Source organism: Methyloversatilis sp. NSM2 (assembly GCF_038066675.1).
Lineage (GTDB): Bacteria > Pseudomonadota > Gammaproteobacteria > Burkholderiales > Rhodocyclaceae > Methyloversatilis > Methyloversatilis discipulorum_A.
The window spans coordinates 328,417-355,390 of sequence record NZ_JBBUKV010000004.1 but is presented as its reverse complement, the minus strand read 5'-3'; the positions used below and the strand labels follow the sequence as shown (position 1 = coordinate 355,390).

At 68.0% G+C, this 26,974-nt stretch carries 32 protein-coding genes and 1 tRNA gene; 12 read left to right on the top strand and 21 right to left on the bottom strand.

Features of this window, described 5'->3' with window-relative positions:
- Positions 1-4: 4 nt before the first annotated feature.
- Together WJU27_RS09365 and WJU27_RS09360 are read left to right on the top strand one after the other, a co-directional pair.
- A complete protein-coding gene (locus WJU27_RS09365; protein ID WP_341421939.1) occupies positions 5-1,948 on the top strand; it encodes an ATP-dependent DNA helicase in 1,944 nt (647 codons plus the stop codon).
- Between the two features lie 396 nt (positions 1,949-2,344).
- Positions 2,345-2,983 carry a hypothetical protein gene (locus WJU27_RS09360; RefSeq protein WP_341421938.1) on the top strand — a complete coding sequence of 213 codons (639 nt, stop codon included), beginning with the start codon at positions 2,345-2,347 and terminating at the stop codon, positions 2,981-2,983.
- Between the two features lie 6 nt (positions 2,984-2,989).
- On the opposite strand, the gene WJU27_RS09355 is transcribed toward WJU27_RS09360, so the two are convergent.
- The 4 genes from WJU27_RS09355 to WJU27_RS09340 form a co-directional block, all read right to left on the bottom strand.
- The gene (locus WJU27_RS09355) at positions 2,990-4,291 is read right to left on the bottom strand and encodes a tetratricopeptide repeat protein (protein WP_341421937.1); all 1,302 of its coding nucleotides are present in this window, start codon (positions 4,289-4,291) and stop codon (positions 2,990-2,992) included.
- Positions 4,292-4,385: 94 nt separating this feature from the next.
- Positions 4,386-4,637 (bottom strand): hypothetical protein, encoded by a 252-nt coding sequence (locus tag WJU27_RS09350; protein ID WP_020164020.1) that lies wholly within the window; start codon positions 4,635-4,637, stop codon positions 4,386-4,388.
- Positions 4,638-4,683: 46 nt separating this feature from the next.
- Entirely contained in the window at positions 4,684-5,094 is a 411-nt protein-coding gene (locus WJU27_RS09345; protein WP_020164021.1) for a hypothetical protein, read from the bottom strand.
- A gap of 1 nt (position 5,095) precedes the next feature.
- Entirely contained in the window at positions 5,096-5,602 is a 507-nt protein-coding gene (locus WJU27_RS09340; protein WP_020164022.1) for a GAF domain-containing protein, read from the bottom strand.
- Positions 5,603-5,714: 112 nt separating this feature from the next.
- On the opposite strand from WJU27_RS09340, the gene WJU27_RS09335 reads away from it, so the two are divergent.
- Positions 5,715-6,374, top strand: coding sequence for an alpha/beta hydrolase (locus WJU27_RS09335; protein ID WP_020164023.1), 660 nt, complete (start codon positions 5,715-5,717; stop codon positions 6,372-6,374).
- Between the two features lie 134 nt (positions 6,375-6,508).
- On the opposite strand, the gene WJU27_RS09330 is transcribed toward WJU27_RS09335, so the two are convergent.
- Positions 6,509-7,093 carry an IMPACT family protein gene (locus WJU27_RS09330; RefSeq protein ID WP_020164024.1) on the bottom strand — a complete coding sequence of 195 codons (585 nt, stop codon included), beginning with the start codon at positions 7,091-7,093 and terminating at the stop codon, positions 6,509-6,511.
- Positions 7,094-7,373: 280 nt separating this feature from the next.
- On the opposite strand from WJU27_RS09330, the gene WJU27_RS09325 reads away from it, so the two are divergent.
- Positions 7,374-8,768: a hypothetical protein gene (locus tag WJU27_RS09325; protein WP_296810165.1), complete on the top strand. Its 1,395-nt coding sequence runs from the start codon at positions 7,374-7,376 to the stop codon at positions 8,766-8,768.
- A gap of 43 nt (positions 8,769-8,811) precedes the next feature.
- On the top strand, positions 8,812-9,189 hold the full coding sequence (locus WJU27_RS09320) for a DUF423 domain-containing protein (RefSeq protein ID WP_341421936.1): 378 nt from the start codon (positions 8,812-8,814) through the stop codon (positions 9,187-9,189).
- 68 nt (positions 9,190-9,257) lie between these two features.
- On the opposite strand, the gene WJU27_RS09315 is transcribed toward WJU27_RS09320, so the two are convergent.
- Positions 9,258-9,524 carry a hypothetical protein gene (locus WJU27_RS09315; RefSeq protein ID WP_020164028.1) on the bottom strand — a complete coding sequence of 89 codons (267 nt, stop codon included), beginning with the start codon at positions 9,522-9,524 and terminating at the stop codon, positions 9,258-9,260.
- Positions 9,525-9,666: 142 nt separating this feature from the next.
- Between WJU27_RS09315 and serS the strand changes: the two genes are divergently transcribed.
- The 6 genes from serS (at position 9,667) to WJU27_RS09290 (ending at position 13,027) form a co-directional block, all read left to right on the top strand.
- Positions 9,667-10,995: a serine--tRNA ligase gene (gene serS / locus WJU27_RS09310; protein ID WP_341421935.1), complete on the top strand. Its 1,329-nt coding sequence runs from the start codon at positions 9,667-9,669 to the stop codon at positions 10,993-10,995.
- An 89-nt stretch (positions 10,996-11,084) separates the two neighbouring features.
- A tRNA-Ser gene (locus WJU27_RS09305) sits at positions 11,085-11,174 on the top strand.
- A 188-nt stretch (positions 11,175-11,362) separates the two neighbouring features.
- Positions 11,363-12,052, top strand: coding sequence for a hypothetical protein (locus WJU27_RS09300; RefSeq protein WP_341421934.1), 690 nt, complete (start codon positions 11,363-11,365; stop codon positions 12,050-12,052).
- 4 nt (positions 12,053-12,056) lie between these two features.
- Complete coding sequence (locus tag WJU27_RS09295) at positions 12,057-12,242, top strand: hypothetical protein (RefSeq protein ID WP_341421933.1); 186 nt, start codon at positions 12,057-12,059, stop codon at positions 12,240-12,242.
- Positions 12,243-12,305: 63 nt separating this feature from the next.
- Positions 12,306-12,644 (top strand): thermonuclease family protein, encoded by a 339-nt coding sequence (locus WJU27_RS21020; protein ID WP_445928431.1) that lies wholly within the window; start codon positions 12,306-12,308, stop codon positions 12,642-12,644.
- Complete coding sequence (locus WJU27_RS09290; RefSeq protein WP_341421932.1) at positions 12,626-13,027, top strand: hypothetical protein; 402 nt, start codon at positions 12,626-12,628, stop codon at positions 13,025-13,027. The genes WJU27_RS21020 and WJU27_RS09290 overlap by 19 nt, the downstream gene beginning before the upstream one ends.
- 168 nt (positions 13,028-13,195) lie before the next feature.
- Here WJU27_RS09290 and WJU27_RS09285 read toward each other — a convergent pair whose 3' ends face one another.
- The 6 genes from WJU27_RS09285 to WJU27_RS09260 form a co-directional block, all read right to left on the bottom strand.
- Positions 13,196-13,675: a hemerythrin domain-containing protein gene (locus WJU27_RS09285; protein WP_020164030.1), complete on the bottom strand. Its 480-nt coding sequence runs from the start codon at positions 13,673-13,675 to the stop codon at positions 13,196-13,198.
- A 142-nt stretch (positions 13,676-13,817) separates the two neighbouring features.
- Positions 13,818-15,956 (bottom strand): PAS domain S-box protein, encoded by a 2,139-nt coding sequence (locus WJU27_RS09280; protein ID WP_341421931.1) that lies wholly within the window; start codon positions 15,954-15,956, stop codon positions 13,818-13,820.
- A gap of 104 nt (positions 15,957-16,060) precedes the next feature.
- Entirely contained in the window at positions 16,061-16,969 is a 909-nt protein-coding gene (locus tag WJU27_RS09275; protein ID WP_020164032.1) for an NAD(P)-dependent methylenetetrahydromethanopterin dehydrogenase, read from the bottom strand.
- A gap of 123 nt (positions 16,970-17,092) precedes the next feature.
- On the bottom strand, positions 17,093-17,524 hold the full coding sequence (locus tag WJU27_RS09270; protein ID WP_020164033.1) for a hypothetical protein: 432 nt from the start codon (positions 17,522-17,524) through the stop codon (positions 17,093-17,095).
- Positions 17,525-17,528: 4 nt separating this feature from the next.
- Complete coding sequence (locus WJU27_RS09265; RefSeq protein WP_020164034.1) at positions 17,529-17,870, bottom strand: hypothetical protein; 342 nt, start codon at positions 17,868-17,870, stop codon at positions 17,529-17,531.
- Positions 17,867-18,658, bottom strand: a complete 792-nt coding sequence (locus WJU27_RS09260) for a peptidyl-prolyl cis-trans isomerase (RefSeq protein ID WP_341421930.1) — start codon at positions 18,656-18,658, stop codon at positions 17,867-17,869. The genes WJU27_RS09265 and WJU27_RS09260 overlap by 4 nt, the downstream gene beginning before the upstream one ends.
- Positions 18,659-18,872: 214 nt before the next feature.
- Here WJU27_RS09260 and WJU27_RS09255 point away from each other — a divergent pair, with 214 nt between their 5' ends.
- Positions 18,873-19,106: a hypothetical protein gene (locus WJU27_RS09255; protein ID WP_020164036.1), complete on the top strand. Its 234-nt coding sequence runs from the start codon at positions 18,873-18,875 to the stop codon at positions 19,104-19,106.
- A gap of 36 nt (positions 19,107-19,142) precedes the next feature.
- On the opposite strand, the gene WJU27_RS09250 is transcribed toward WJU27_RS09255, so the two are convergent.
- From WJU27_RS09250 to WJU27_RS09210, 9 genes are read right to left on the bottom strand one after another with little or no spacing between them, the layout of a single operon-like run.
- Positions 19,143-20,126 carry a S1 family peptidase gene (locus WJU27_RS09250; protein WP_341421929.1) on the bottom strand — a complete coding sequence of 328 codons (984 nt, stop codon included), beginning with the start codon at positions 20,124-20,126 and terminating at the stop codon, positions 19,143-19,145.
- Entirely contained in the window at positions 20,123-20,923 is an 801-nt protein-coding gene (locus tag WJU27_RS09245; RefSeq protein ID WP_341421928.1) for a quinoprotein dehydrogenase-associated SoxYZ-like carrier, read from the bottom strand. Before WJU27_RS09245 ends, WJU27_RS09250 begins: the two co-directional genes overlap by 4 nt.
- Complete coding sequence (locus WJU27_RS09240) at positions 20,923-21,453, bottom strand: SRPBCC family protein (RefSeq protein ID WP_020164039.1); 531 nt, start codon at positions 21,451-21,453, stop codon at positions 20,923-20,925. Before WJU27_RS09240 ends, WJU27_RS09245 begins: the two co-directional genes overlap by 1 nt.
- Positions 21,454-21,456: 3 nt before the next feature.
- Positions 21,457-22,458 (bottom strand): hypothetical protein, encoded by a 1,002-nt coding sequence (locus tag WJU27_RS09235; protein ID WP_341421927.1) that lies wholly within the window; start codon positions 22,456-22,458, stop codon positions 21,457-21,459.
- Positions 22,455-23,063, bottom strand: a complete 609-nt coding sequence (locus tag WJU27_RS09230) for a hypothetical protein (protein WP_341421926.1) — start codon at positions 23,061-23,063, stop codon at positions 22,455-22,457. Before WJU27_RS09230 ends, WJU27_RS09235 begins: the two co-directional genes overlap by 4 nt.
- Positions 23,051-24,031 (bottom strand): vWA domain-containing protein, encoded by a 981-nt coding sequence (locus tag WJU27_RS09225; protein WP_341421925.1) that lies wholly within the window; start codon positions 24,029-24,031, stop codon positions 23,051-23,053. The genes WJU27_RS09230 and WJU27_RS09225 overlap by 13 nt, the downstream gene beginning before the upstream one ends.
- Before the next feature lie 7 nt (positions 24,032-24,038).
- Positions 24,039-24,950, bottom strand: coding sequence for a hypothetical protein (locus WJU27_RS09220; protein ID WP_341421924.1), 912 nt, complete (start codon positions 24,948-24,950; stop codon positions 24,039-24,041).
- 29 nt (positions 24,951-24,979) lie between these two features.
- Positions 24,980-25,825 (bottom strand): DUF58 domain-containing protein, encoded by an 846-nt coding sequence (locus WJU27_RS09215; protein ID WP_341421923.1) that lies wholly within the window; start codon positions 25,823-25,825, stop codon positions 24,980-24,982.
- On the bottom strand, positions 25,822-26,844 hold the full coding sequence (locus WJU27_RS09210) for an AAA family ATPase (RefSeq protein ID WP_020164045.1): 1,023 nt from the start codon (positions 26,842-26,844) through the stop codon (positions 25,822-25,824). The genes WJU27_RS09215 and WJU27_RS09210 overlap by 4 nt, the downstream gene beginning before the upstream one ends.
- Positions 26,845-26,974 lie beyond the last annotated feature (130 nt).

Below are 26,974 nucleotides of genomic sequence, written 5' to 3'. Positions count from 1 at the left end.
CTCCGTGTCCGACATTCCCGCCACCTTTGCACCCGACGGCCCGCTGGCCCGCGCCATCCCCGGTTTTACGCCGCGCACGCAGCAGACCGAAATGGCCGAACGCGTGGCCCAGGCCATCGCCGACCGCAGCGTGCTGGTGGTCGAGGCAGGCACCGGCACCGGCAAGACTTACGCCTATCTGGTGCCGACGCTGCTGTCCGGCGCCAAGGTGATCGTGTCTACCGGCACCAAGACGCTGCAGGACCAGCTCTACGGCCGCGATCTGCCCACCGTGCGCGGTGCGCTCGGCGTGCCGGTCAGCATCGCGCTGCTCAAGGGACGCGCCAACTACCTGTGCCATTACCACCTCGAACGTTCGCTGCAGGAGGGCCGTTTCGGCTCGCGTGAAGACGCCTCTCACCTGCAGGCCATCGCCCGCTGGGCCAAGGTGACCAGCACCGGCGACAAGGCGCAGTGCAGCGAGGTGCCGGAAGAGTCGGGCGCCTGGTCGCATGCGACCTCTACGCGCGACAACTGCCTGGGTCAGGACTGTCCGAACGCCAAGGAATGCTTCGTCACCGCCGCGCGCCGCGAGGCGATGGAGGCTGACGTGGTGGTGGTGAACCATCATCTGTTCTTCGCCGACCTGATGCTGCGCGACGAGGGCGTGGCCGAACTGCTGCCGGCCTGCAACGCCGTCGTGTTCGACGAAGCGCACCAGCTCGCCGAGACCGCCAGCCTGTTTTTCGGCGAATCGGTATCGACCTCGCAGATGCTCGAGCTGGCGCGCGACACGCGGGCCGAGGCGCTGGTCGGCGCCAAGGACTTCAAGCAGCTGCCGGAATCGGCCGAGCGCCTGGTGAAGGCGGTGCGCGACCTGCGGCTGGTATTCCGCGAGGAGAACGTGCGGCTGTCGGCGGCACAGATCGACGAGCGCCCGGCGTTCGCACCGGCGCTGGCCACCGTGCTGGAGGCGCTGAACGAACTGGCCGGTCTGCTGGAAACGCAGGCGGCGCGCAGCGAGGGGCTGGAGAAATGCTGGCAGCGCGCGCTCGACCTGATCGCCCGCGTCGAGCGCTGGCAGGCCGGCGAGAAAGCGGGCGAGCAGTCGGACCGCGTGCGCTGGGCCGAGGTCTATACGCAGGCGCTGGCGCTCAACGCCACGCCGCTGTCGGTGGCCGACATTTTCCGCCGGCAGATGGAAGACAACCCGCGCGCCTGGATCTTCACCTCGGCCACGTTGTCGGTGGGCAACGATTTCGGCCACTACTGCGGCGAACTGGGGCTGCACAACGCCGAAACCGCGCAGTGGGGCAGCCCCTTCGCCTACGAACAGCAGGCGCTGCTGTACGCCCCGGAAAACATGCCGGAGCCGTCGGCGCCGACCTATGCCGAAGCGGTCGCGAAGGCCGCGTGGCCGCTGATCAAGGCCTGCCGTGGCGGCGTATTCGTGCTGTGCACCTCGCTGCGCGCGATGAAGCGCATCCACGAACTGATCGAGGACAAGCTGTCGGCTTACGATCCGGAGCGGCCGCTGCTGATGCAGGGTCAGGCCACGCGCAGCGAACTGCTGGACCGCCATCGCGCCGCCGGCAATGCGGTGCTGGTCGCCAGCCAGAGCTTCTGGGAAGGCGTGGATGTGCGCGGCGACGCGCTGCAACTGGTCATCATCGACAAGCTGCCGTTTGCGCCGCCGGACGACCCGGTGCTGTCGGCGCGCATCGAACACCTGAAGAAACAGGGGCGCAACGCCTTTTCCGAATACCAGCTGCCGCACGCGGTGATCAGCATGAAGCAGGGCGCCGGCCGCCTCATCCGCGACGAGCGCGACCACGGCGTGCTGATGGTGTGCGACCCGCGGCTGGTCGAGAAGCACTATGGCAAGGTGATCTGGCGCAGCCTGCCGCCGATGCGCCGCACCCGCAGCGCCGACGTCGCGGTGCAGTTTCTTGAAAGTCTTGCCGGCTGAAAGCTGGCGGGAGTCGAAGCCGGCGGCCCGCAGCGGCCGCGTCGCGGCCAAGGCCGCTCCCACGAGGTCGGCGCCCGAACGGCGGCTGGAGCTCGGGGTCGGGGCTCTGTGGGAGGGGTCTCCTGACCCCGACGGCAGCTTGCGTCGAAGCTGGCGGTCCGCGGCGGCCGTGTCGCGGCCAAGGCCGCTCCCATGGGGTCGGCGCCCGAGCGGCGGCTGGAGCCCGGGAGCGGGGTCCTGTGGGAGGGGTCATCTGACCCCGACAGTGGCCTGAACCGAAGCCCGCGGCTGCTGCTTACCGCCGGTACCGCTCCGGCGATACCGGGCGCTTGCTACACGTCATGAACGCAGGCGCCTTGGCGTGCCACACTGCGCGGCGTGTGATCGGGAGGCGGTGTGTTCGCAATCGAAATCTGTCTGCTGCTGCTGGCGCTCGGCGTCAGCGCACTCATGCGGCCCTGGCGCATGCTGGCCGGGCCGCTCGGGGGCCCGTGGGCAGCGTCGCTGGTGGTGCTGTCGCTGCTGTGGGTGCTGCCGCAGATGCTGCCCAGCGGCATATCGATCCAGCTTTCGGGCGCCTGCCTGCTGGTGCTCATGTTCGGCTGGCCGCTGGCGGTGATCGAACTGGTGCTGGTCGCGCTGGCGGTATGGCTGCTCGGCAATCTCGGTTTCGCCGCGGTGCTGTCGCAGCTGGTGTGGATAGGTCTGGTGCCAGCCACGCTCGCACTGGCGCTGGGCGAAGCCTTGCGCCGCGGCCTGCCGGCGCATCCCTTCATCTATGTGCTGGGTCGCGGCTTCATCGGTACCGCGATGAGCATCTTTGCGGCCGGTGCGGCCTACGAGTTCATCCACCACCTGCTTGGCGGCGTCGCCGTCGAGCACGCACTGGTCGCGCGCTGGCTGATGGCCTGGGGCGACGCCTTCCTGACCGGCATGCTGGTGGCGGTCTTCGTCGCCTTCGTGCCCGAGTGGCTGGCCACCTGGTCGGACCAGCGCTACCTCGGGTCGCCGCCCCCGCCGCCACCTTCGTCCTGAGCGCGCTCAGGCACTGCGCACGCGCGGTGCGTCCGGCTCCGGTTTCGCGAAGGCGCGCTCGGCGCGCAGGGCTTCGGCCAGCGCACGCTGACCGTCGCGTTGCGCCGCCTCGATCAGCGTCAGATCGATGATGTCGCGCTGCGCGTGGCTGCCGCCGAAGCGGTGCGACACGTGGCGGATCGGCCGCAGCAGGCGCACGGTACTCGCGTAGTCGCCCTCACCAAAGGCGGCGATGCCGCGCGTGGCGGCACGGCCGACTTCGGCGATGAAGCCGGCGTTGTCGCCTTCGCCTGCCAGCGCCATTTCCTGGGCGTCGATCAGGCTGCGCATCTGCGCGGTGCGGCCGGTGGCAGCGAACGCCATCATCGCGTGCATGTCGCTGAAGGCGTAGAGGCTGCGCGCGGCCATCGGTGCCCAGCGATCGGCCACGGCCTGCCAGCGTTCGCCGACATCGATGCCGCGCAGATGCAGCCGCCACAGCAGCGCCGACATGTCGATGAAGTCGAATACGAGGCCCGGTGCGCGGCCGAATACGGCCTCGTCGAACAGCGCGAGCACTTCGTCGATTTCGCCGACGCCGAGATGGAACAGCGCCAGATGCCAGTGGTTGTGCACGGCGAGGAAGCTGTCCTGTGCCCATGCCTGAGGTGCGGCGCGCATCCAGGCGATGCCGTCGCGGCGACGGCCCTGCATTTCCATCACGTGGGCGACCGCGTGCTGCGCCCAGCCGTCACGCGGCTGGATCTCGACCGCCTGCCGGCCGTAGCGCTCTGCACGCAGGTAGTCGCCGGTCTCTTCCAGTCCGAAAGCCAGCATGCCGGCCACCGCGTGCCAGGCCGGCATGTCCATGCTCCAGGCCGGAAGGGCGCGGGCGATGCGGTCGCGCAGCATGCGCGAGTCGCCGAGCAGGAAGTCGCATTGCTGGCCGGCCTGCAGCGCCAGCACGTCGAGCGGGTGATCGATCGCGATGTCTTCGAGCACGCGCGCGGCGGCGCGCCAGCGGCCCGCGGTCATCAGCGCGACCGCACGCAGGTGGCGGCTTTCGCGTTCGTTCGCCGGCAGCTTCGCCGCCGTGGCGTGGGCGGCGGCGGCGACCGGAATGCCGGCCGGCTCGGTGCCGAGCAGGTGCAGATAGGCACGCAGCACGTGGCCCATCACCATGTCCGGCGCCTCGGTCAGCGCGCGGTCGATGGTGGCGACCGGGTCGCCGATGAAACAGCGCAGTTCGTGCTCGGCCTGTTCCAGCAGTTCGATGCTGCGGGCGGTCGCACCGGTGAGCGCGAGGCCGGCGGGGTTGTTCAGGGACATCGTTTCACTCCTGTGGTGGTTGAACACAGGCGTATCTACGTACTCCGCTGCGGACTGGAGACAGGCGGGGCGTGACCGGTGTCACGCCCGGTCTTCATTGTTGATAGGCCAGTTCGAGGTCGGTGTCGAGTTCGATCACGCAGTCGAGCACGCGGCTGGTCAGGGTCTCGTCGTCGTCGGTCCACATCGAATCGGGTTCGTCGTCGCGGGTGGACAGCGGTGCGATGTCGAAATCGACGAACTGGTCGCCGATCTTCAGCACCGTCATGCCGGAAGCGTGGTCGGCCAGGGTCCAGTCGTCCGGCACCTGCAGCTCGGCGGTCACGCGTACGGTCAGTGTCTTCATTGCAGTCTCCTATGGAAGTGCAGCACTGTACCGCGCATGCGTCCGCTCACACAGCGTTGTCGACACGCGCCCGGCTGAGCATCTGAAGTGCCTGCAGTACGGCCTTGACCTTGAACGGGCGCAGCAACACATGATCGATGCCCAGATCGCGCAGGCGTTGTACGTCCTCCACGCCACAACTGCTCATCGTGACCGCCAGCGGCGTACGTGCGCTGCATAGCGTCCTGCCACTCCGCAACTGCTCGATCAGGGCGTAACCACGGTCGTCGATACAGACCAGAACGCCGTCGTAGGAAGCGGTGGCGAGCAGCGATGCTGCGGCGTCGCTGCCACTCGTTTCGTGGACGTCGGCGATGTCGAGGTCGCGGGCCACCAGTGCGATGGTGCGCCGGACCATGAAATCCGGCTCGATCACAAGCAGCAGCGGGCGTCGTGTGCGGTGCGCGCTTCTCTCCACGTCAGGCGCCTCCTGCGCCGCGCGGACGCGCGGTCAGTTCCTCGACGACCAGCGCACGCAGGCTGCCCAGTATGCCCAGATCCATTTCATCGAGCCTGCGCGGTGCCTGGTCTATCAGACACAGTGTGCCGACGACCAGGCCGGACGCCAGACGCAACTGGGCGCCGGCGTAGAAGCGTATGTGCGGTGGGCCGGTTACCAGCGGGTTGTCGGCGAAGCGCTCGTCGAGCAGCGCATCCTCGATCACCAATGGCACATCCATGCTCAGCGCATGGCCGCAGAAGGACACTTCGCGCGATGTTTCGCAGGCGTCCAGACCGACGCGGGACTTGAACCACTGACGGTTCTCGTCGACCAGAGAGATGAGCGCGATCGGCACGTCGAACTCGCGCGCCGCGAACTGCACGATGCGGTCGAAGCGCTCTTCCGGCGGTGTGTCGAGCAGAAGCAGCGCGCGCAGCGCGCCAAGTCGTTCGCTTTCGTTCTCGGGGATCGGGGGCTGCTTCATGGTCAACTCGACTGGACAGACCGTTGAGGGGCGGAAGGAGGAGCCTTCCGGTTGCACATCCGTCGGCCGCACCGTACCGTGTCGCCCGGACTTTTCGCAAGGCCTCGTGGGAATGACCGTCAATCTTATCGAACTCGAAAGCGGCGATGCGCCGATCGCCACCGTCATCGTGCTGCACGGTCTTGGCGCCGACGGCAACGACTTCGTGCCGGTGTGCCGGCGGCTGGATCTCGATGCCGTCGGCCCGGTGCGCTTCGTGCTGCCGGACGCACCGGAACGCCCGGTCACGCGCAACGGCGGCTACATCATGCGCGCCTGGTTCGACCTCTACGCGCCAGGCGCCGGGCAGGAAGCCGAGGCCGACGTGCGCGCGTCGCAGGCGCTGGTCGATGCGTTGATCGCACGCGAGGTCGAACGCGGCGTGCCGGCGTCGCGCATCGTGCTGATGGGGTTCTCGCAGGGCTGCGCGATGGCGCTGTTCGCCGGGCTGCGGCACGCCGAGCGGCTGGCCGGCATCGTCGGGCTTTCCGGCTATCTGCCGCTGGCGGCCGCGACCGCCGATGAGCGCAGCGAAGCGAACGCCGACGTGCCGGTCTTCCTGGCGCACGGCACGCAGGACGGCGTGGTCACGATCGACCGCGCACTGGCCACGCGCGAGGTGCTCGACGCGCTGGCCGTGCCCTACGAGTGGCACGACTACGACATCGACCACGAGGTGAGCATCGAGGAAATCCGCGACATCAACCGCTGGCTGCTGCGCGTGCTGGCCTGACGGCGTTGCCTTCCGCGCAGGCGCCTCTGCGAACGCGATGCCCGCATCGTTGAGGTGCTTGACCCGGTGCGGTGTCCGATCAGGGGCACTGTCGCGGTCGGAAGACCGCTCCTGCAGCGGCTGGGCTCTTCAGCTCAGTCCACCCAGCCTATCCGCCCCTGTCCGGCGTCGTTGAGCCGGGCGATGAACGATGCCGCGTCGGGCTCCGGCAGGCTGATCGTCATCGTGACCACCGAGTCGTGGGTGACGTCGACCAGCGTGGCGCGAGCGGCGTCGATCTCTCGCCGCACCGTACCTTCGAGCGCATAGGGCAGGGTGCAGCGGAGCATGCGCAGCTTGGTCAGTGGCACCTTGACCGCACCGGTCAGTGCCGACGCGACCGCGTCGGTGTAGGCTCGCACCAGACCGCCGGCGCCGAGGTTGATGCCGCCGTAGTAGCGCACGACGGTGGCCAGCACGCCTTCCAGATCCTGATGGCGCAGCACTTCCAGCATCGGCCGGCCGGCCGTGCCGCTGGGCTCGCCGTCATCGACCGCCGCCGACTGACCGCCGGCCAGCAGCGCCCAGCACACGTGGGTCGCACCCGGGTGCTGGCGCCACAGTTCGAGCACGCGCGCCTGCGCCGAAGCGCGGTCGCGCATCGGCTCGACGCAGCCGATGAAGCGGCTCTTCTTGATCGTGAGGTCGCTGTGGACCGCGCTGGCGAGGGTGTTCGGCATGGGGCGGCAAGCTTAGCGCAGTGCGCCCCCGGCCGGGCTTCAATGCGTCAGAGCATGGCCTCCTGCTCGCCCTTCTCGTCGTGTTCCAGCATCCAGTGCGCCAGCTCAAGCCGTTCCGGCGGCAGCCCGGCGTCGAGCCACGGCATCGCCGCCTGCAGCGCGATCGCGATGCCATCCGGTTCGCAGGCGATGCGCCGCCGCGGCTGTACGGGGCGAACGCCCTTGCGTATGCTCCGCGCGTGGCCAACGCGCGGTTGGCGATGCTCCGGGGGAGAGCGGAATGCGTGGCATGTTCGTATTGATGGCGATCTGCGGTGCGCTGAGTGGCGCGGCGCAGGCGCAGACTGACTGGCTGTCGGGCATGCCGACGGTGAAGCAGGTTGAGTCGGCGGTGCAGGGACGCAGCGAGCGCGACACTGCTGCGCAGACCAGTGCCGTGCTGCAGATCATGGACGGCGTGGTGCAGAGCCTGTCGCCCAAGCCCTTCGATGCGGACCGGCTGGCGCCGGACGTGAAGCGCCGCCTCGGCGAATACCGCGCTGCACGCGAGCGCATCGACGCACGCGAGACGGCGAAGTTCTCCGGCAGCAGCTGCGAGGGCGATCACTGCGAGAAGTACCTCTATCCGCGCTGCCAGCAGAAGTACGTGTTCTCGCCCGAGTTCTACCGCGTGGTCATGGATCGCCACTTCGCACCCGAATGGCAGCGCAGCTGGGTGCCGAAGGTGCATGGCACCTTGTGGCAGCGCGCGCTGAAGCTGCCGGCCGGCACCACCTTGCCCGCCGGCTTCGGTGATGGCCCGCCATGCTCCGGTCGGGTGGCCGGCGCCGACTACAGCGAACCGGGCATACTCGATTACGCCACCGCCGGCACCGACATCGGCCTCGACCTCGTTGCCAGTCTGCTGGTGGGCGACGTGCGCACCTACCGCAAGCCACGCGAGCTGCTCGACGACGTGATGCCCGGGCTGCTGCTGGCCGCTGGCGCTGCGGTGATGCTCATCGTGCTGGCACTGCGCCAGACCTTGCGCGATGTGTCGCTGGACCGCGGCAATGCGCGCAAGCTTGTGTCGTCGGTGCCTTACGAACTGGATATGTTCGCCGGCGACATCCAGGGTTACAGCCGCGGCATCGAAACCATCACCACGGTCAGTGGCGGACAGAACAACACGCCGGTCACCAGTTCGTCGCGCAGCGTACTGCACGAGCGCTTCTTCCTGGTCGGGCCGGTCGGCGGCGAGGTCGAAGTGAAACTGACCGACGCCGACTCGGGTGCGCGCGACGGCCACCGGATGACCGCCGCGTGGATACAGAAGCCGGGTAAGACCGGCGGACCCTGGCTGTTCATGCGCAACCACACGATGCGCACCACGATGTGGTTCGGCAACAACGCGAAAAAGCCTTACGGACTGCGCAGTTGGCCGGTGTGGGCGCTGGCCGCGCTGTTCGTCGGCACCTGCATCTGGATCGGCGTGCGCGCCGATGCACTGCGCGTCGTCAAGGACGGCTGGGACGTGACCGGTCATCTGCTCGTATGGTTCGGTCTGCCGGCGCTGCTGGTGGTTGCCTCGCTCTTCATGTGGATCTACGCGGTGCGCGGCCGCAGGCTTTCGCGTTTCCGCCGCGAGGTGGACGAACGACTGATACCTGAACTCGATCGCGCTGCCGGCCTCTGAGCTGCCGCAGTCGCTCGCCCTTTTTGCTTCCTGGAACTTCCCGATGTCTGCCGATGCCCGCCGTTTTCTTTTCTTCGCAGCGCTGACCGGCGCACTCGCCGTGATGCTCGGCGCCTTCGGTGCCCATGCGCTGAAAGCGCGGCTGGACGAGAACATGCTCGCCGTGTGGCAGACCGCAGTGCAGTACCACTTCTGGCACGCGCTGGCGCTCGGGCTGGTCGGCCTGCTGGCCATTCACCTGCGTGATTCAGGGGCGCTGCGCGTTGCCGGGTGGTTGATGCTGCTGGGCATCGTCGTGTTCAGCGGCAGTCTTTACGCGATGGCCTTGAGCGGTGTGCGCGCACTTGGGATGGTGACGCCGCTGGGCGGCCTTGCCTTCATCGCCGGCTGGCTGGCGCTGGCAATCGCCGTCAGGCGCTGAGACGGCGAGGGCACCACCTCCCGCCCGGCCGAGAGACGACCGCTACCGGTAGGGGCCGCGCCGTGCGCTCAGTGCAGTTCGGGCCGGTGCACCGCGCAGAAGCGCTCGACCGCTGCCTTGGTGCGTGCCCGCTGCTCCATGTCGAGGCGCTGCGAGGCCTGTTTTTCCGCGTCCTGCAGGATGCGCAGCATCAGGTCGGCGCCGCCGTCGCTCTGCAGCATGGCGCCCGCCAGCGTGGCGGCCAGCATGGTGGGCAGGCCGGTGTAGTCGGCGAGCACGTCGACTTCCAGTTCGCTCAGATTGCTGTGATCGAGACAGTCGCGCAGTGACAACATGACGTTCGCGTGAAAGGTGTGGGGCCTGGGCACTATACCGCCCCGGACGGCGGTCGCTGTTAGAATTTTGCGTTGCAATGTGACGACGGCTGCCGGATGCGGGGCCGCTCACATCCGTTCCATCAGCCACAGGTTTCCTTTCATGCTAGACGCCCAACTGCTGCGCAGCCAGCTTGCTTTCGTTCAGGAACGACTCGCCCTGCGTGGCTACACGCTCGACGTCGCCCGCTTCCAGTCGCTGGAGGAAGAGCGCAAGCGCATCCAGACCGACACCCAGGACCTGCAGGCAAAGCGCAACGCTGCATCGAAGCAGATCGGTCAGCTCAAGGCCAAGGGCGAGGACACGTCGGCGGTGATGGCCGAGGTGGCCGGGCTGGGCGACGCGCTGAAGGCGGGCGAGGAACGCCTCGCCGCGCTGCTGGCCGACATCCAGGCCTTCGTCGCTTCGCTGCCCAATCTGCCGCACGAGTCGGTGCCGGTCGGCAAGTCCGAGGCGGACAACGTCGAGGTGCTGCGCTGGGGCACGCCGCGCAGCTTCGATTTCGAGGTGAAGGACCACGTGGACGTCGGCACGGCGCTCGGTGGCCTCGACTTCGAAACCGCGACCAAGATCAGCGGCGCGCGCTTCACGCTGCTGCGCGCCGGCATCGCCCGGATGCACCGCGCGCTCGCCCAGTTCATGCTCGATACGCATACCACCGAACACGGCTACACCGAGCTGTACGCGCCCTATATGGTCAACGCCGACAGCATGTTCGGGACCGGCCAGCTGCCGAAGTTCGAGGAAGACCTGTTCCTGGTGTTGCCTGGTGGCGCATCAACGTTGAAGGGCTTGACCGATCCGTCGACGGAGCAACTCGTCCGCAACCGGTACTACCTGATCCCGACCGCCGAAGTGCCGGTCACCAACATCGTGCGCGACACCGTGCAGCCGGCCACCGGCCTGCCGCTGAAATTCGTCTGCCACACGCCGTGCTTCCGGTCGGAAGCGGGTTCCTACGGGCGCGACACGCGCGGCATGATCCGCCAGCACCAGTTCGACAAGGTCGAACTGGTGCAGATCGTGACGCCGGACCGCTCGTGGGACGCGCTGGAGGAACTGACCGGCCACGCCGAAACCATCCTGCGCCGGCTCGAACTGCCTTACCGCAAGGTGGCGCTCTGCACCGGCGACATGGGTTTCGGCGCCGCCAAGACCTACGACCTCGAAGTGTGGCTGCCGGCGCAGAACACCTACCGCGAAATCTCGTCCTGCTCGAACTTCGAAACCTTCCAGGCCCGCCGCATGCAGGCGCGCTTCAAGAACGAACAGGGCAAGAACGAAATCCTGCACACGCTGAACGGCTCCGGCCTCGCGGTCGGTCGCACGCTGGTGGCGATCCTGGAGAACTACCAGCAGGCCGACGGTTCGGTCGTCGTGCCGGAAGCGCTGCGCCCGTGGATGGGCGGCGTCGAGCGCCTCGGCGCCTGACACGCAAAAATCGCGCCGACGCTTTCCGCCGGCGCGACCCCTGTGCTACACTGCGCGCCGCTTCGCGACCACGAAGTTCGCAGTAACCCGGAGAGGTGGCAGAGTGGTCGAATGTACCTGACTCGAAATCAGGCGTAGGCGCAAGTCTACCGTGGGTTCGAATCCCACCCTCTCCGCCAATATTCAAGCACTTAGGCCAATCCTTCGGGGTTGGCCTTTTGCTTTTCTGCCCCTGTGTAGCCACCTTGTAGCCAAAAAGCGTTAGTCAGCGTGGGCTGCATCCTTCGTTTGCCCGTGCCTTCCCGTTGCATCTACTTCCCTTCGGATGCCAACATCAACCCCCGTAGATATTCATCAATAGCCGCACATGACAGAGAAGCGTTCCAAGCTGGGGCTTTGGGCAACTGCTGTTTGGATTGTGGGTGCAATTGCCTTGCTGCTTGTGCGCCAAGAAGCAGCCTTGAAGATGACTCCGAACGAATGGGGTGACTTCTTCTCAGGGCTGTTTGCGCCGCTGGCGTTCCTTTGGTTGATCCTGGGCTATATGCAGCAAGGGGAGGAGCTGCGGCTGAGCACGGAAGCGTTGCGCCTTCAGGCCGAGGAGCTGAGGAACTCCGTGGAACAACAGCGAGCGTTAGTAGAGGTTTCGCGCCAACAGGTCGAAAGTGAGCGAGCGGCTCTTGAGTATGAGCGCGAGCTGCGGGAGGTAGATACCAGTCCAAAGTTCATGATTACGCCAGGCGGAGGCGTCTTTCTAGGCGATGGCCAATCAACCTACGAATTGATCTTCACCAATGCTGGCGCTGCAGCATCTTCCTTTACCGCAGTCGTCACCTTTGGCGACGGGAGGCTCATTCACCTTGTGAGCAGGACCTTCGTTAAGGCGGGAGACGAGTGGCGAGCGCAAATGACATTGCCGAAGCCTCTTACAGACCATGAGGCAAAACTGACGCTAAAGTACAAGAATCCAAACGGAGTCGAAATTCGGAAGTCTTTTAGCGTTGGTCCTGAAACAGATGAGCTACATAGCCAACTAGAAATCCGCACAGTTGCATAGTTCGATGAAGCTCTTAGCCCGCTGCTGGGTAGAGGATTCCAACCGGATGGTGCTATTGGAACGGCGTCTGCTGATGGGCACCTCTTTCGCTTTCGCTTCCGTTGCGGCTCAAATCGAGGAGCTGGTCAGCCAAATTGTCGCGGTCGCTGACGGCAACACCATAATGGTTCTGGACGTAGACCCGCGCTAGCACGAGGTGAGGCTGCAGGCCATTGATGCCCCCGAGAAGGCGCAAGGCCGCTGGCGCGCACCGATGCGGCATCTAGCCTCCCGCGTGTTCTCACAGCAGGTGGTGGTCGAGTACCACACGAAGGACCGCTACGGCCGGATCGTCGGGCTTGTCCGGCTTGATGGAGTCGACATCAACCATGATCAGATTGCGGGCGGTGCGCATGGCTCTGTTGGAAGCACACCAGGGAGTTACCGAGAGAAATGCAAACGGACTATGCTGTGGCCGAAGACGTTGCCAAGGCGCGCCAAGTTGGTGTGTAGCAATCCTCACTTGCCGCGCGTCGTTGGGAGTGGTGGCATAGAAATCCTATCAACTAGAACAAAGCAAGGAGAGTCGTGGCAATGGGAATTGTGCTCTTAGTGACGATGGTTTATGTGATGATCAAGACCTCGGGCGAACTCAAGAGAGAGTCGGCGGTTATCACTCAGTTCTATGGTGCTGACAAGCTACGTTCGTTGGTGTTTCTGTTCCCGTTTCTCGCCTTGCCTCTCTTAGCTCGCACGCTATTCCCTGCCGCAATGTACTTCTTACCGCTTGCCATCGCCTTCTTCGTCTTTGTCTACTTCACCGCTCGCAAGCAGCGTCTCGGGCTGGAGTGCTCAGGCACGGACCGCGTGAAGACAGCCATTGCGGCGACATCGTCAGTCGAGGTCTGGAGTGCGATTGCCGCGGCATGGAATCTAGTGGCTCTCGTCTATGACGTTGGAACCACTACAATGATCCGCGCAGGCACATATTCCTGAAGAGACTAGAAGGCGATATTGCGAGGACTTCAAGGAATCGGTTAGCCGACATCAAGGCTAATCGCGTGTCGCAAAACGAGAACCAGACTGCGTTCTGGTGAATCGCCCCGGGTTTTCTGGACGCCGATCTGCGGTCTGTCTTGCAGGCGTAGTCCCGGGGCGCGTCACTCACTGCGCGACGGCCGAAAGCAGTTCTTCCTTGCGCTGTTTCATCTGCTCGCCCAGTTCCGAAAGGTCGAGATCGGTGTCCTTCACCTTCGGGAACATTTCGTTCTGTTCTTCTTTCACGTGATGCTTCACGTACTCGGAGAGCACTTTCACCTTTGCGTCGTACATCTCGCCGTCCGGTTCGACGTCCTTGATCTGCGCGATCAGGTCTTTCAATGACGCGTGCTCGACGGTCGCCTCGGGTACCAGTTCCTTGTCCTTCAGTGCAGCTTTTACAGCCGGATAGAAGATTTCTTCTTCAATCTGGGCGTGCACGTCGAGCTCCGTACAGATTTCATGCACGAGTTTCTTCTTCTGAGCGCTTGTGCGGGCGGCCTCGTACTGCTCGAACAGTTCGCTGACGTGCTTGTGGTCGGCGCGAAGAAGGGTCAGCGCCTCCTGCGATTTGCGCGGGGATGAGTTTGACGAATCGGCCTTCATGTCGGGAATCTCCGGTCAGTAGATGGGATGTGTGCGAGGAGCCTCGGCGGCGCCCGCCGGCACTTGCTAGCAAAGCGGGTGCCCTGCGGGCCGCGTGCGGGTCACATCCTCTTGATCGGGCTGCGGGGCCGGTCGTACGCGCCTAGGTCGCGTCGTTGCACGGCCCGGGGGCGTACTCGACCCGGTTGCGGCCGCCGCTCTTGGCGCGATAGAGCGCTTCGTCGGCCTTGCGCAGCAGGGCCGAGAAATCGAGGCAGTCGGGCATCAGTTCGCCGATGCCTATGCTCAGCGTGTAGTGCGCCGGCTGGCCGTCGAATTCGGGCGGGTTTTCGGCAACCCGCTCCATCAGGCGCTCGGCGAAGGCGCGCGCGCCGTCCAGTGCGGTGTGCGGAAGCAATACGGCGAATTCCTCGCCGCCGAGACGACCTGCGCTGTCCGAATCGCGCAGCAGGCTGGACAGGATGATGGCGAAACTGCACAGCACGGCGTCGCCGCCGGCGTGGCCGAAATGGTCGTTGATGCGCTTGAAGTGGTCGAGGTCGGCCATCAGCACGGTGAGCGGCGTTCCGTAGCGGCGGGCGCGCACGAACTCCTCCTCGGCGACTTCGAAGAAATGGCGGCGGTTGGCGAGGCCGGTCAGCGCGTCGGTGTTGGCCAGGATGCGTACCGCCTCTTCGGCCAGCTTGATGCGCGTGATGTTCTCGTGGCTGAGCAGCACGCGTTCGCGCGCCGCGTCCATCGGCGTCACCTTCAGGCTGAACCACTGCCGCTCGTGCGGCGCGTGGCACGCGTACTCCATCTGGAACAGCGCCGACCGGCCGAGCATGACCGACAGGATGCCTTCGCACGCGGCCTCTGCATGGGGGGCCTCGTCGCGGTCGCAGCGGGCGAGGGCGTCGAGATAGTTCACGCCGATGAAGGTCATGTTGCCGGTGTAGCCGCCGCGCTCGGCAAAGGCGCGCCAGCTGGAATTCGTCTCGACGATGACGCCGCGTTTGTCGAGCACGGCGACGTGGGCGGTGATGGCGTTCAGCGCTGCGGTCTTGAGCTGACGGTCGGCATCGCGCTCGGCTTCGAGCCGGCTGCGGTCGGTGATGTCGACGAACATGACGACGATGTGTCTCAGACGATGCTGGGTGTCGAACTCGGGGTAGGCGTGGACCAGCACCCACAGCGTATCCGTGTCGTCGTGACGGACGCCGACCACGACGTCGTTCATTTCCTGGCCGGACACGAGCACGCGGCGCAGCAGATCGCGTTCCGGTGCCAGCGCCTCGCCGCTCTGGTCGATGAAGCGGCAGCCAAGCTGGGCGATCGTCCGGCCGGCGAGCAGCGCCGAATCCATGCGCAGGATGCGGCAGGCTTCCGGATTGCCGTACAGGATGCGGGCGTCGGGCGCGCAGACCAGCACGGCCGCGTGCAGGTTGTGCATCAGCAGGCGGTGGCGCAGTTCGCTGTCGGCCAGCGCGGTCTGCGCCAGATGGCGGTCGTGGACGTCCTCGATCACCGCGATGAAGTGCGAGGGGGCGCCCATCTCATCGAGCAGCAGAGAGATCGTCAGGCGCGCCCAGGTGGCGGTACCGCTCTTGTGCAGCAGGCGCTTCTCGATCGAGTAGGTGGTCTGTTCGCCACTGCGCACGCAGCGCAGCGGGTGAATGTCCAGCGAGATGTCTTCCGGATGGGTGATGGCCTCCATCGTCAGCGTGCGCAGTTCGCTGGCGCGAAAGCCGAGGATGTCGCACAGCTTCGGGTTGACGCGCAGGAAGCGGCCTTCGAGGTCCATCAGTGCAATGCCGACGGCGGCCTGGTCGAAGGTGCCGCGGAAGCGCTGTTCGCTCTCGCGCAATGCGTGTTCGGCGAGCTTGCGGCCCGACATGTCGCGCACGATGCCGAGCACGCAGCGCTGGCCGTCGAACACGACGCGGCTCGCGTTCAGTTCGATCGGCAGTTCGCGCCGGCCGCCCTTCATGCGGAAGCGCAGTTCGTAGCGCCCGGGCGGTTCCTCGCCCTCGCCGGTCCGTTGCCGGAAGCGCTGCACCCACAGTTCGAGGAAGTCCGGCGCCACCACCGCGTCGAAACCAAGTCCGACGAAGTCGTCGTGCTCGTAACCGAGCATGCGCGGCAGCGCGGCGTTGGCAAAGATGAAGCGGTAGTCGCGGGCGATGAACACGCCGTCGGTCATGCGGTCGAGCAGGGTGCGGAAAACCGCACCGTCGGCACCGGTACCCTGACCGATGACGGTTTCCGTGCCCGTAATGTTCAGCCCCGGATTGCTGTCCACGCCGTCCGCACCTCCATCCGCAGCATGCGGCGCCTCAGGGCGCCGACCCGCCGGCCGCCTATGGTGCGCTTGTCATGCGCGCCATGACAAGCGCTCGGTCCCGCTCACGCGGACTTGCTCTGCGCCAGCTCCTGCAGCGCATACGCATACGCCTCGGGAAAATCGATCAGCGCTGGCGACGAGCCGGTCTGAATAGAGCGGTAGAGACCGAACTGCGTCTTGTATTTCAGGCTGCCGATGGCCAGCGGGCCGATGCTGAGGAAGCGGGCCGGACCGACTTCGACCGGAATCGCACGATCGTTCACGCCTATGCCTTCGATGCCGGACGGCGGCACGGCGTTGGTGTCGGCACAGGCGATCAGCTTGCCGCCGGCCTCCAGCACTTCGGCATCGAGGATGCGGATGCCGGCCTTGGCGGCGCTGACGGCGATTTCGCTGTCGGCGATCACATTAACCTTGTCGCGGTGGGTTTCAGCGGACACCCATTCGACCTTGGCGTTGTAGCGCTCGCAGAAGCGCAGCGCCGCCTTGGAGTCGTCGTCGGCCGTGAGCTGGCACAGCCGCGCCTTCGCGCCCTGTCGTGCGGCAAGGATGGCGGTGCACAGGCCGACCGGGCCGGTGCCGAACACCGATACCGTGCGCCCGGCCAGACCGGAGCCGGTGCTCGCATTGACCGCCTTCTCGACCAGCGCGACCACGGCGGCCGAGGTGGTGTAGGCGCCGTTCGGGTCGGCGAACACGCCGACCTGGAAGTCGCCGACCATGGCGCTCTTGGCGGACTGGAACATGTCGGTCGCCATATGTACGTCACGGCCACCGATGAAGATGCCGGTGTCGTTGAAGCGATTGGGCGGGCGACAGAAGATGGCGTCCTGTACCAGCGCGGTCACGTTCTCCGGGCGGATGCCGGTGAGCGGTATCACCTGATCGAAGCCCGCATCGGCGGCGATGGTCACGTCGAAGGGGCTGATATTGCTGCCCGGCACCAGGAAATAGAGTATGCGTTGGGTCATCTAGTTGTCTCCTCGCTCCACCATGGCGTGTGGCTGCCGCCGTACCGCGCGGGATGCTGCGGCGCACGGCGTACAGACCAGTCATATCGACGGTGGGGGACGACAACTTGAATCGGCAGGCCTTCAGTCCGCCGGCGCCCGGCATGCGGCCTGCGGCGCGTCGCTGACGCCAAAGTCGCTGATTGCCCAGGCCAGCCGCGTGCCGTGGCTGCGGTTGAAGGCGTCCATCCAGGTCTCGACCGCGTCGCTCAGCGCGCGGGCGCCCGCGCTGTCGGGGCGCAGGAAGTCGGCGTGCGGCACCGCGCGGGTCAGCTGCGTCACCTGTTCGGTAATACCCTGCATGAAGGCGTCGACCGGCAGTCCGGCCGGGGCGGCTTCGCCCCGTGCCACCTCGACGCCCGGTCTGGCGAGCAGGCTCAGCGTGTGGCCGTCCTGCGTACAGGCGCGGATCAGCCGGTCGGTGCCGGCGCGCACATAAGCGCGTTCGGGCGGCTCTCCCGCCTGTGCGCCGGTCGTCGCGGCGGCCAGAAGAATGAGTGCAAGTAACTGTTTCATCGATTCATTGCGCTTCGCCGGTCGGCAGGAAGCGGGCGTCGACCACTGTCCAGCGCTGGGCGCCGGAACGGGTTTCGGAACAGCCGAGCTGGCGGACGCTGCCGTCCGGAGGCAGGTCGTGGCGGCTGCGGTCGGCGGTCAGTACGTCGAGGTACCAGCGCTCGACCCACACCCGCAGCGTGCGGCTGCGGTCGCGATTGCGCAGCCCGGTCATCGTGCCGCCCAGCTGCACGCACTGAGCTTCGGGCTCGGCCACCCATTCGAGCGCGGCGTGCGCTGCATGATCGACGTCGCTGGCTGCAGCCGTGGCCGAGCACAGCGCCAGCAGTGACCAGGCTGCCCTCACTTCACCACCGCGCGCGCCTGCAGTTCCTTCACGTAGCTGCGCCATTTCTGCTCGATCAGCGACTCAACGATGCGCGGCTTCACGTCCTCGAAACGCGGCGGCTGCGCCGGACGCACGTCCTCCAGCCGGATCAGGTGCCAGCCGGCGCCGCTGCGCACCGGGGCGTCGCCCACCTTGCCGCGCGTCATCTGCGGCAGCGCGGCAGCGAATTCGGGCGAGAACTGCCCCTCCGGCGTCCATTCGAGCAGGCCGCCGGCCGGCGCGCTGTCGCTGTCCTTCGAGTGGGCCTTCGCCAGATCCTCGAAGCGGGCGCCCTTGCCCAGCTGGTCCTGCAGCGATTTCGCCTGTGCTTCGTCGGCGACCAGGATGTGGCGCACCCGGTATTCGCGCTCGCCGGCTCGACTCGACAACGTGTCGTAGACCTTGCGCACCTCGGCGTCGGCCGGCTGCGTGTTCAGGAAGAAGTCCTCGCGCAGCGCGTTCAGCAGCGCCTGCTGGCGCATGAATTCGATGCGCGTCTTCAGCGCTTCGCTGCGGCCGAGCTTGCGTTCCGCCTCCTGCGCCAGCACTTCGCGCCCGATCAGTTCCTCGCGCGCCTGGCGCGACAGATCGGGCGATGCCGGACGGCCCTGGCGGATCTGCTCCTTGATGATGAAATCGAGCTGGGCGCGCGGTACCGGCCGGCCATTGACCGTGACAACGGTGTCGGTGGCGGCGACGGCCGGCAGGGCGACGAGTGTGGCAAGAGCGGTGGCAAAGGCGGTGGCGAGCAGGCGGCTGCGATGCATGGCTTCGATGTGCGGACGTGACGGAAAAGGAAAGCACTATCCGCGACTGCGGACGTCGCTGCAGGCGGTGTCTGCCCCGGATTCCGGTGAGGATGTCCCGACTGCCCCTGACCCTCTTTCGCTGCGGGGGCTTGTTGCGGCGCACGAAAGGATTACGCTGTCGGTTCTCGTAAACACCCGCTGCTCACGAGGCGGCGGCACAGGGAGAACCCTCATGTCCAAGCACCAGAAAACCTTCCAGCTCACGATCCGCCACATCGACCTGATCGAAGACGCGCTGCGCGACAAGATCGGCTGTCTGGCGCAGGTCGCTGTCGCCAGCGGCGACGTGGCCGCGAGCGCCGGCAACGATGCGCTGATCCACGAACTGAACGAGCTGCTCGGCAGCCTGCACAACCAGAAGATCTTCTACAGCCAGGTCAACCGGACCGGCGTGCCGGCGGGCTGAGCCTGCCCCGGCGAGTCAGCGCGCCGGCCGGCGGCTTCAGTCGCCGCGCGGCAGCGGACGCAGCCGTGCCAGCGCCGTCGTGCTGGCGGCGACGGCCTCGTCCAGCCCCTCGCTGCGCGCCCAGGCGGCGATGCGCGTCAGTTCGATCTCGCTGTCGCGCGCGCCGTCGAGCGCCTGCTGCAGGCACTGCGACATGCGCGCCGGCCGCGCCAGTGCGCGCGCCGCGCGGGCGCACATCAGCGCGGCGGCCGGCGCGTGCGGCTCCGCCTCCATCCACTCGTCGGCCATCTGCGCCACTGTCGGCCAGTCCTTGCGCGACAGCGGTTCGAGCAGGCGCATGAACCAGGGCTGATGTGCTGGCAACTGCGCCCACAGCGCAGAACCGGGCAGTGGCTTCGGCGCCTCTTCGGCGCGTTCGCGCAGGCGGTCGGTCCAGTCGGCAGGCATCGCGAAGTACTCGGTGCGGCCGGCGCTGGTCAGGAAGGTGGTGATGCCGATCAGCCGGCCTTCCTCGTCGAACAGTCCGCCGCCGCTCGCACCCTGCAGGAAGCCGGCCGAGGTCTGGATGACGTGGCTGCCACCTGCTGAATGCAGATCGACGATGAGGCCGCGCGCAAAATGCGCTTCCATGCCGCCCGAGTAACCGTGGGCGAGCACGCGTTCGCCCAGCGCCAGGGTGTGAGTCGGGCGCAGCTCGACCGCCGGGTAGGGCAGCGGCTCGGCGGTGCGCAGCAGGCAGAGATCGCGCGACACGTCGGCGCGCTGGCCGACCACCGCGTGTCGCGCCAGCCCGCGCGACAGCACGATGATGCGGGCGTGGCGCGTGACGTGGCAGTTGGTCAGTGCGCTGTCCGGCCCGATCACGACGGCCGAGCCGACCGACAGATTGTCGTCGTCGCCCAGTGCCGACACCTTCAGCACGGCGCGCGACATCTTCATCATGGCTTCGGCTGATGGCGCGGCGCCAGTCGCGGTCGAGGCGCCGATACAGGCGGCGGCGATCAGCAGCCGGCGCTTCACGGCGTGGCGGTGTCCGGCGGAAAGCGTGCGTTGAAGTGGCGTTCGCGGCTGTCGTCGACCTGCACGTCGAGGTGGCGCGCATCGGCGGCGATGCCAAAGCGCAGATAGGGATTGCGGCTGATCGAAATGTCGAGCTCTGCGTCGAGCAGCGGGCGTCCGTCCTGCAGCAGGCGCAGTGCGCGCACGTAATCGGCGGCGACGTAGCCGCGCGTGTCCAGATCGACTTCGAGTCCGGAGTGGTTCGGGTGGCGGATGCGCAGTTCGACCTCGCTGCGCCCGCCTGCCGTGTCGAAGCGGCGCATCGACATGCGGCCGATCGCCGCCTCGCCGTCGTCTGCCGGACCCATCGGCGCCGAACAGCCGCCGGCGGCGCGCACGAAGTGCTCGGCCATGTAGAGCCGGCCGTCGTCGGTTTCGCCGATCGCGCGCACCATGGTGTAGCGCTCGACGCGCAGCCGCGTCTCGATGCTGCCCACCACCGCGTCGTGCAGCGTGAAGCGCGCGGCGAGCGGCGACGGGTTCTCGTCGACCAGCAGCCACAGCGTGCGCAGTGCGCCGCCCGCCGGGCCCACGTGCAGCGCAACCGGCACCATCGAAGCGTCTTCGGCGCGGTCCGGCGCTTCGAGCGCCAGCACGGCGCTGTCGGTGTGCAAGCGGCGTTCGCCGAACAGCGCGCTGCGCACTTTCGGCCAGGCCGCATCGGCCGACGCCGGCGGCAGCGCGCCGACGAACAGCGACACCGCCAGCAGCCAGCGCGCCGGCGAGGTCGCCGCCCGCAGTGTCGGCAGCGCGTTCATCAGGGTTTGGCGGATGCTTCGATCTGCGTGCGCACCGCGTCGAGGCCGGGGCGCATCAGCGCGCGCAGTGCCTTCACCGCGCTCTCGTCGTCCATGCCGGCGGCCGGATCGTTGCCGGTGTCGGCGCGGTAGCCGCGCGCCTGCCACACCAGCTTGCTGCCGCTGCCTTCGGCCTTGACGGTGAGCCGGCCGGAGTAGGAACTGACCGGCAGCACGGCCGGGTCGGCGTTGCCGGAGCGGTAGTTCATGCTCATCGCGGCCGCGTCGTAGTCGTCGAGCTGTTCGGTCACGGTGCCGGTCGGCAGCGTCAGCGTGCGGGTCGAACCGGCTTCGTTGCCGCGGTCGGCCGACGAGGCCTTGATCGCCGGATTCCACTTCGCGATGCCGGCGAAGTCGCCGACCACCGCCCATACGGCGGCCGGCGGCGCGGCGATGACGACCGACTCGTCGATCTTCTGCGGCGTCGGTCCGTGCGCCACGGCGAGCGGTGCGAACAGTGCGAAGGTGAGAACGGACAGCGGGGCTTTCATGGATCAGGCACTCCTGAAGGTGAACAATCGTTGGGCGCGGCGGCGGACGGCCGACGGCGCCGGTGCGAGGCTGGCGAGCAGTGCCGCGAGGCCGGCCAGCGCGAACAGCGGGCGCAGCGCGAACCGGGTGTCGGCGACGCGGCCGCCCGGCAGTGCACGAAGCTGGGCGGCGATCTGCTCCGGCGAGCGTGCGACCGCGACGCCGAGACCGGTGCGCTGGGCCAGGTCTTCGAGCACGTCGTCGCGGCGCAGCGACAGGTGGTCGTTGTCGGAGCCGGGCGCGCGCTGCGGCGCGTTGCGGATGTCGCCGCCCAGCTTCTCCATGTCGAGCACCGACAGCGTCGGCGCGCCGGCGCTGGCGAAGCCGGCGGTGTCCTCGGCGGTCCAGTAGCCGTCGATGCGGCCCTTCTCGCCGAGCTTGGGTACCGGCTCCGGCTGTTCGCCGCCGACCCCGAACAGCAAACCCGGTACCTCGCCTGCCTCGCCGTCCCAGGCCGGTATGCGGCCGGGGTGCAGGGCCGGCGCCTGGTGGCCGTCGGTGAAGAAGGCGAGGGCGGCGCCCGGCGTCATCCGGCGGATGTCGTCGAGTGCGGAGTAGGTGCCGTAGTACAGATGGCTGTCGGCCGCCCACGCCATGCGCCAGTCGATGTGGCCGATGGCGTCGCTCAGTGCGGCGCGGTCGATGCAGACGTCGACCGGCATCAGCAGCGGCTGCGTGCGCCGCTCGACGAAGATGGACACGCCCACCTGCGTGCCGCAGGGCAGACGGTCGAGTGCCGCGATGGCCAGCTGTTTCGCGTGGTCGAGCCGGCCGATGCGGGCGTCGGCCGGGCCGACGTCGCGGGTGTTCATGCTTTGCGTGATGTCGAACACCATCATGTAGGTGCCGACGCGCCGTTCGATCGGCACGGCCGGATCGACCAGCGCCACGCCAAGACAGGCGCTGGCCGCGACGAGCAGCCAGAAGCGCGCGCCACGGCCGCGCAGGGTGTCGGCGAACTTCAATGCATGCCCCGCGGTGCGCCGACCATCTCGGTCCACGCCGCCTTGTCGGGCAGCGCGTCGTCATCGACCTTGGTTTCCTTGCCGTCCTTGCGCCAGTTGCGCACTTCGTAGTCGGGCACCAGCACCTGGGCCAGTTCGAAGTTGTAGCGCGTGCCCCAGTCCTCAGGCTGTTCGCGCAGTGCGCGGCGGTAGCCGGTCTTGGCCAGTTCGACCAGGGTGATGGCGCGCGCCGCCGCACCCTCGCCGGTGGCGACCTCGATCGCCCGCCGCAGGTAGATGTTGGCGGCATTGACCCGGGCGGCCCGTGCCAGCACCGGGTCGCCACGCAGTTCGGCCTGCGCTTCGGCTTCGCTGTAGGCGGCCAGCGCCGCGTCGTTATCGCGCTTGCGGTCCAGCGTTACGGCGCGGGCGAACAGCACCATCGGTGGTGCGCCGGCGTCGGCCACGCCGTCGCGCATCTGCCGGTTGGCGTCGTGCGCGCGCCAGCCCTGCCACAGTGCGTGCAGGCTGGCGGCCGCGGCGAGTGCGGCCAGCAGGTAGAGCAGTGTGGCCGAGCGGCGGCGCAGCAGGTGAAGGAGTGCGGACGGCGACATCAGCGTGACCATGCGGGAACCTCGAAAGTGCGGGCGGCCAGCAGCAGCAGGCTGCAGGCGAAGGCGATGCCGATGAACAGCCCGCCGAGGTCCTGCCGCGGCGGTGTTTCGCGGTAGCGCAGCGGCTGGTTCTGCAGGCGGGCGACGTCGGCGATGGCGCGGGCGAGCGCGTCCGGCGTGTCGGCTTCGTACAGCCGGTAGGGCACGCCGAGGTCGCGGAAGTACTCGTTCAGGAAGTACTCCGGTGCCGGATCGAAGCCGGCTTCCGGGTCCGGCGGGTCGGACGGACCGCGGCCGCCGGCGGTGCGCAGGAAGATCCAGTACAGCGCGCTGCGGTTCTCGGCGAACAGGCGGCGGATCTGGTTCTGCTTGCGCACGTCGATCTGCGCGGCGCCGTCCGACACCAGCAGCACCACGCGCGAGCCGGTCACCGGCTTGTCGCGGAACTGTTCCAGCGACATCGTCAGGCCAGCGGCGATATTGGTCAGCCCGACGCCGGGCGCGGCCGACGCGCGTATCGCGGCGCGCACCGCGTCGTGGTCGGCGGTCAGTTCGAGGCCATGCACCGGCGCCGTGCTGAAGGACACGACGCCGAACAGGTCGCGCGGGCGCTCGCGCACGAAGTCTTCGAGCAGGCGGGCGGCGGCGCGGCCCTTGGCTTCGTCGCCCTGCTGCGCGTCACGGCCGGCGAAGCCGTCGCTCATGCTGGCGCTGCGGTCCAGCGTGATGACGACGTGGGCGCCGGTGCCGATCCGTTCGACGTCCTCGCCCTGGCGGTGCGGACCGGCCAGCGCGACGACGCTGCTGAGCACCGCCAGCGCACCGAGCAGGCGCAGCGCGACGGCCAGCGCGCGCGATGCCGGATCGGCCGGCACGCCGGGCAGCCAGCCGTGCGGCAGCGTGCGCTGGCCGTGCCACAGCAGCGGCAGCAGCGCGAGCAGTGCAGCCCACAGCCAGTGCGGATGATCGAAGGACATCATGTCGCGCTCACGCCGCTTCGACGACGGCGGACGGGGTGACCGGACACCGCCGCGCGCCGAGCCGTTCGCGGTCGCGCAGTGCCGCCAGCAGCGGCAGCAGCGCGTCGGGCTGCGTGTAGCGCGGGTCGGGCGGCAGGCCGTAGAAGCAGGCTCGCGAGGCGGCGAAGGCTGCTTCCAGTGCCGGCGCCTGATCTGCAAAGGTCGGGTGGGCGGCGATGAAGTCCGGCAGCGTGGAGGCGAAGAGGGTCTGCCCGGCGCTTTCATTGCACGCGTGGTGCAGCGCGCGGAAGGCCAGTTCGAGCGCTTCCGCGTCGTCGCGGCCGCGCAGCGCGCGCACGCTGCGCCAGGCGCGGGCGAACGGACGTGCGCGCTGCGCGCCCAGCCGGCCGGCCACCCACAGTGCAGCCAGCAGCAGTGCCGCCGCGGCGCCGGCCCAGCCCAGCGCACGCGCGAGCGGCGCGCTGCTGTCGAAGCCGGTGGCGCGGTAGCCCGGATGCACGCTGCTGACGATGTCCTTCTTCGACGCCCAGTGCAGCAGCGGCGCCGTGCTCAGATCGAAGGCCGGCACCTTGATCTCGGCCACCGCGTTGTCCTTGCGAAAGCGCAGCACGGTGGGCGACAGGCGCAGCGTCTGCGGCGCGCGCACGCTTTTCATCAGCTGCCACTCCAGCGTGTAGAGGCGGCAGTCGGCACAGCGCCCGGGCGCGTCGGCGACGGCGAGGCTGCGCAGTTCGAACTGGCGGTCGCCCTGGCCCGGCTCCGGCAGGCCGTCGCGGTCGGGCGTCCAGCCGGGTGCCACTTCGAGTGTCAGTCGCACCGGCACGGTGTCGCCGATGCGGTAGCCGAAGTTGCGCGGCCACTCGATCTGCTTCAGCGTGACCGTCGCCATCGCCGGCACGGTGAACAGGCTGAGCAGCAAGGAAAGAAGTGCAGGGACGGAGGACCGTTTCATGTCTGCAGGAAGTAGCGGTTGAACTGCACCGGATCGATGCGATCGTCGATGAACAGCGGCGGGCGTCCATGGCGCAGCGCGATGTGGCGCAGCCGTTCGCGGCGGGCCGTCCGTGCCTCGTCGAAGGCGCGGGCGAGAGCCGGGCGCTGCAGCAGCAGGCGCTCGGCGCCGCTTTCCAGGTCGCGCAGGCGGGCGATGCCCCAGCGCGAAGAGGCGTGCTGCTCCCGGCTGTCGCCGAGTAGCACGGTGACCACGTCGTGCCGGGCGAGACTGCCGAGCACGCGGTTCAGGCGCTCGTCCGGCATATGGCCGTCGGTGAGCAGGAACACCAGCGAACGCCGGCGCGGCAGCAGCGGGGCGGCTTTGAGCAGTGCGCTGTTGTCTTCGCCATCCGGCGCGTGGGCGCGCAGCCGGGCGAGCGCGGCGCGCGCACCGGCCGCGCTGCGGCAGGGCGGCAGTGTCAGTTCCGCACGTATGCGGTGGTCGCAGGCGATCAGTGCGAACGGATCGCCGATGCGCCACGCGGCGTGCGCGATCGCCTCCGCGAGTTCGGCGGCCAGCGCATGCCGGTGCGTCGCGCCGTGGTAGTCCATCGAGCGCGACACGTCGACCAGCACCACCACCGGCACCACGGCCTGTTGCCGGAACAGCCGCACCCACACGCGCTCCGACGGATCGCGCAGCGTCGCCCGCAGGTCGAGCCGGCGCGCGTCGCGGTTGCCGGTCAGCGGCACGCTGCGTTCGAAGTCGTGCCCCGGGCCGGACAGCGTGCCGCGGTGCGCGCCCGGCGTGACCGCGCGACTGCGCCAGCGCAGCGCGTAGGCGAGCGCGGACGCTGTCATGGCGAGGCGACCTGGCGCAGCACCTCGGCGACGAAGGGACGGGCGTAGAGCGGGCGCTGCGTCTCGTACACCGGGTTCAGGCACAGGCGGTGCGCGATCGCCTCGAAGAACACCGCGTGCAGGTCTTCCGGCACCAGGCGGTCGCGGCCTTCGAGCCAGGCCTGCACGCGGGCGGCGCGCGCCAGCATGGCCACACCGCGCGGGCTGGCGCCGGACAGGATGAACTGGTCGATGTCGACGTCGGACAGCTGCACGCCGTAAAGCGCGGGCTGGCGCGTCGCCAGCCAGAGGTCGACGCCGTAGTCGTCGAGTGCCGGGCTGGACTGCACGGTGTCCTGGATGGACTGCGCGACGTCGTTCAGGCGCGTGTGGTCCAGCATGCCGGGCTCGACGCTGGAGATCAGCGCGTCGGCGTCGTGGAAGCGGGTGTCGAACATCAGGCCGCGCAGCTGGTCGCGCGCGTCCGGCGCCTCAACCGACACTTCGAGCAGGAAGCGGTCGCGCGCGGCGGAGGGCAGTTCGAAGGTTTCCTCGCGTTCGACCCGGTTGCGGTCGGCGAACACCTGCATCCACGGCAGCGTGTACTCGCGGTTGAACGCGCTGACCGTGCGTTCGGCCATCAGGCGCAGCAGCAGCGCATGCACCTGTGGCCGCGCGCGGTTGATCTCGTTGAAGAAGAACACCGCCAGTTCGCTGCCCTGCGCGATCAGCGGGCCGGGTTCGACGCGCGGCCGGCCGTCGTCGCCGACATAGGTGTGATAGACGAGGTCGCCCGGCATCAGGTCCACGGTGCCTTCGATGCGCTGGTAGGCACCGCCGATGCCGCGTGCCACCGCCTTCAGCAGCGTGGTCTTGCCGACGCCGACATCGCCTTCGAGCAGCACGTGGCCGCGGGCGAACACGGCGATGGTCATCAGTCGCACGGTGCGCGGCATGCCGACCAGCACCGCGTTGAGCTGGCGCTCGAAATCGAGCGCACGGACCCGCCATGCCGACAGGTCAACAGGTTCGGAGTGCATCCGGGATTCCAGATCGGGTTGGCCGCGAGGGCGCGGCTGGAAAGGCGTGACGGACGGCGCGCAGCGCCGCGTTCCGCGAGGCCTTCGGGAGCCCGGCCGGACGAGCGGGGCGCTCGCCCGGCCGGGAAGA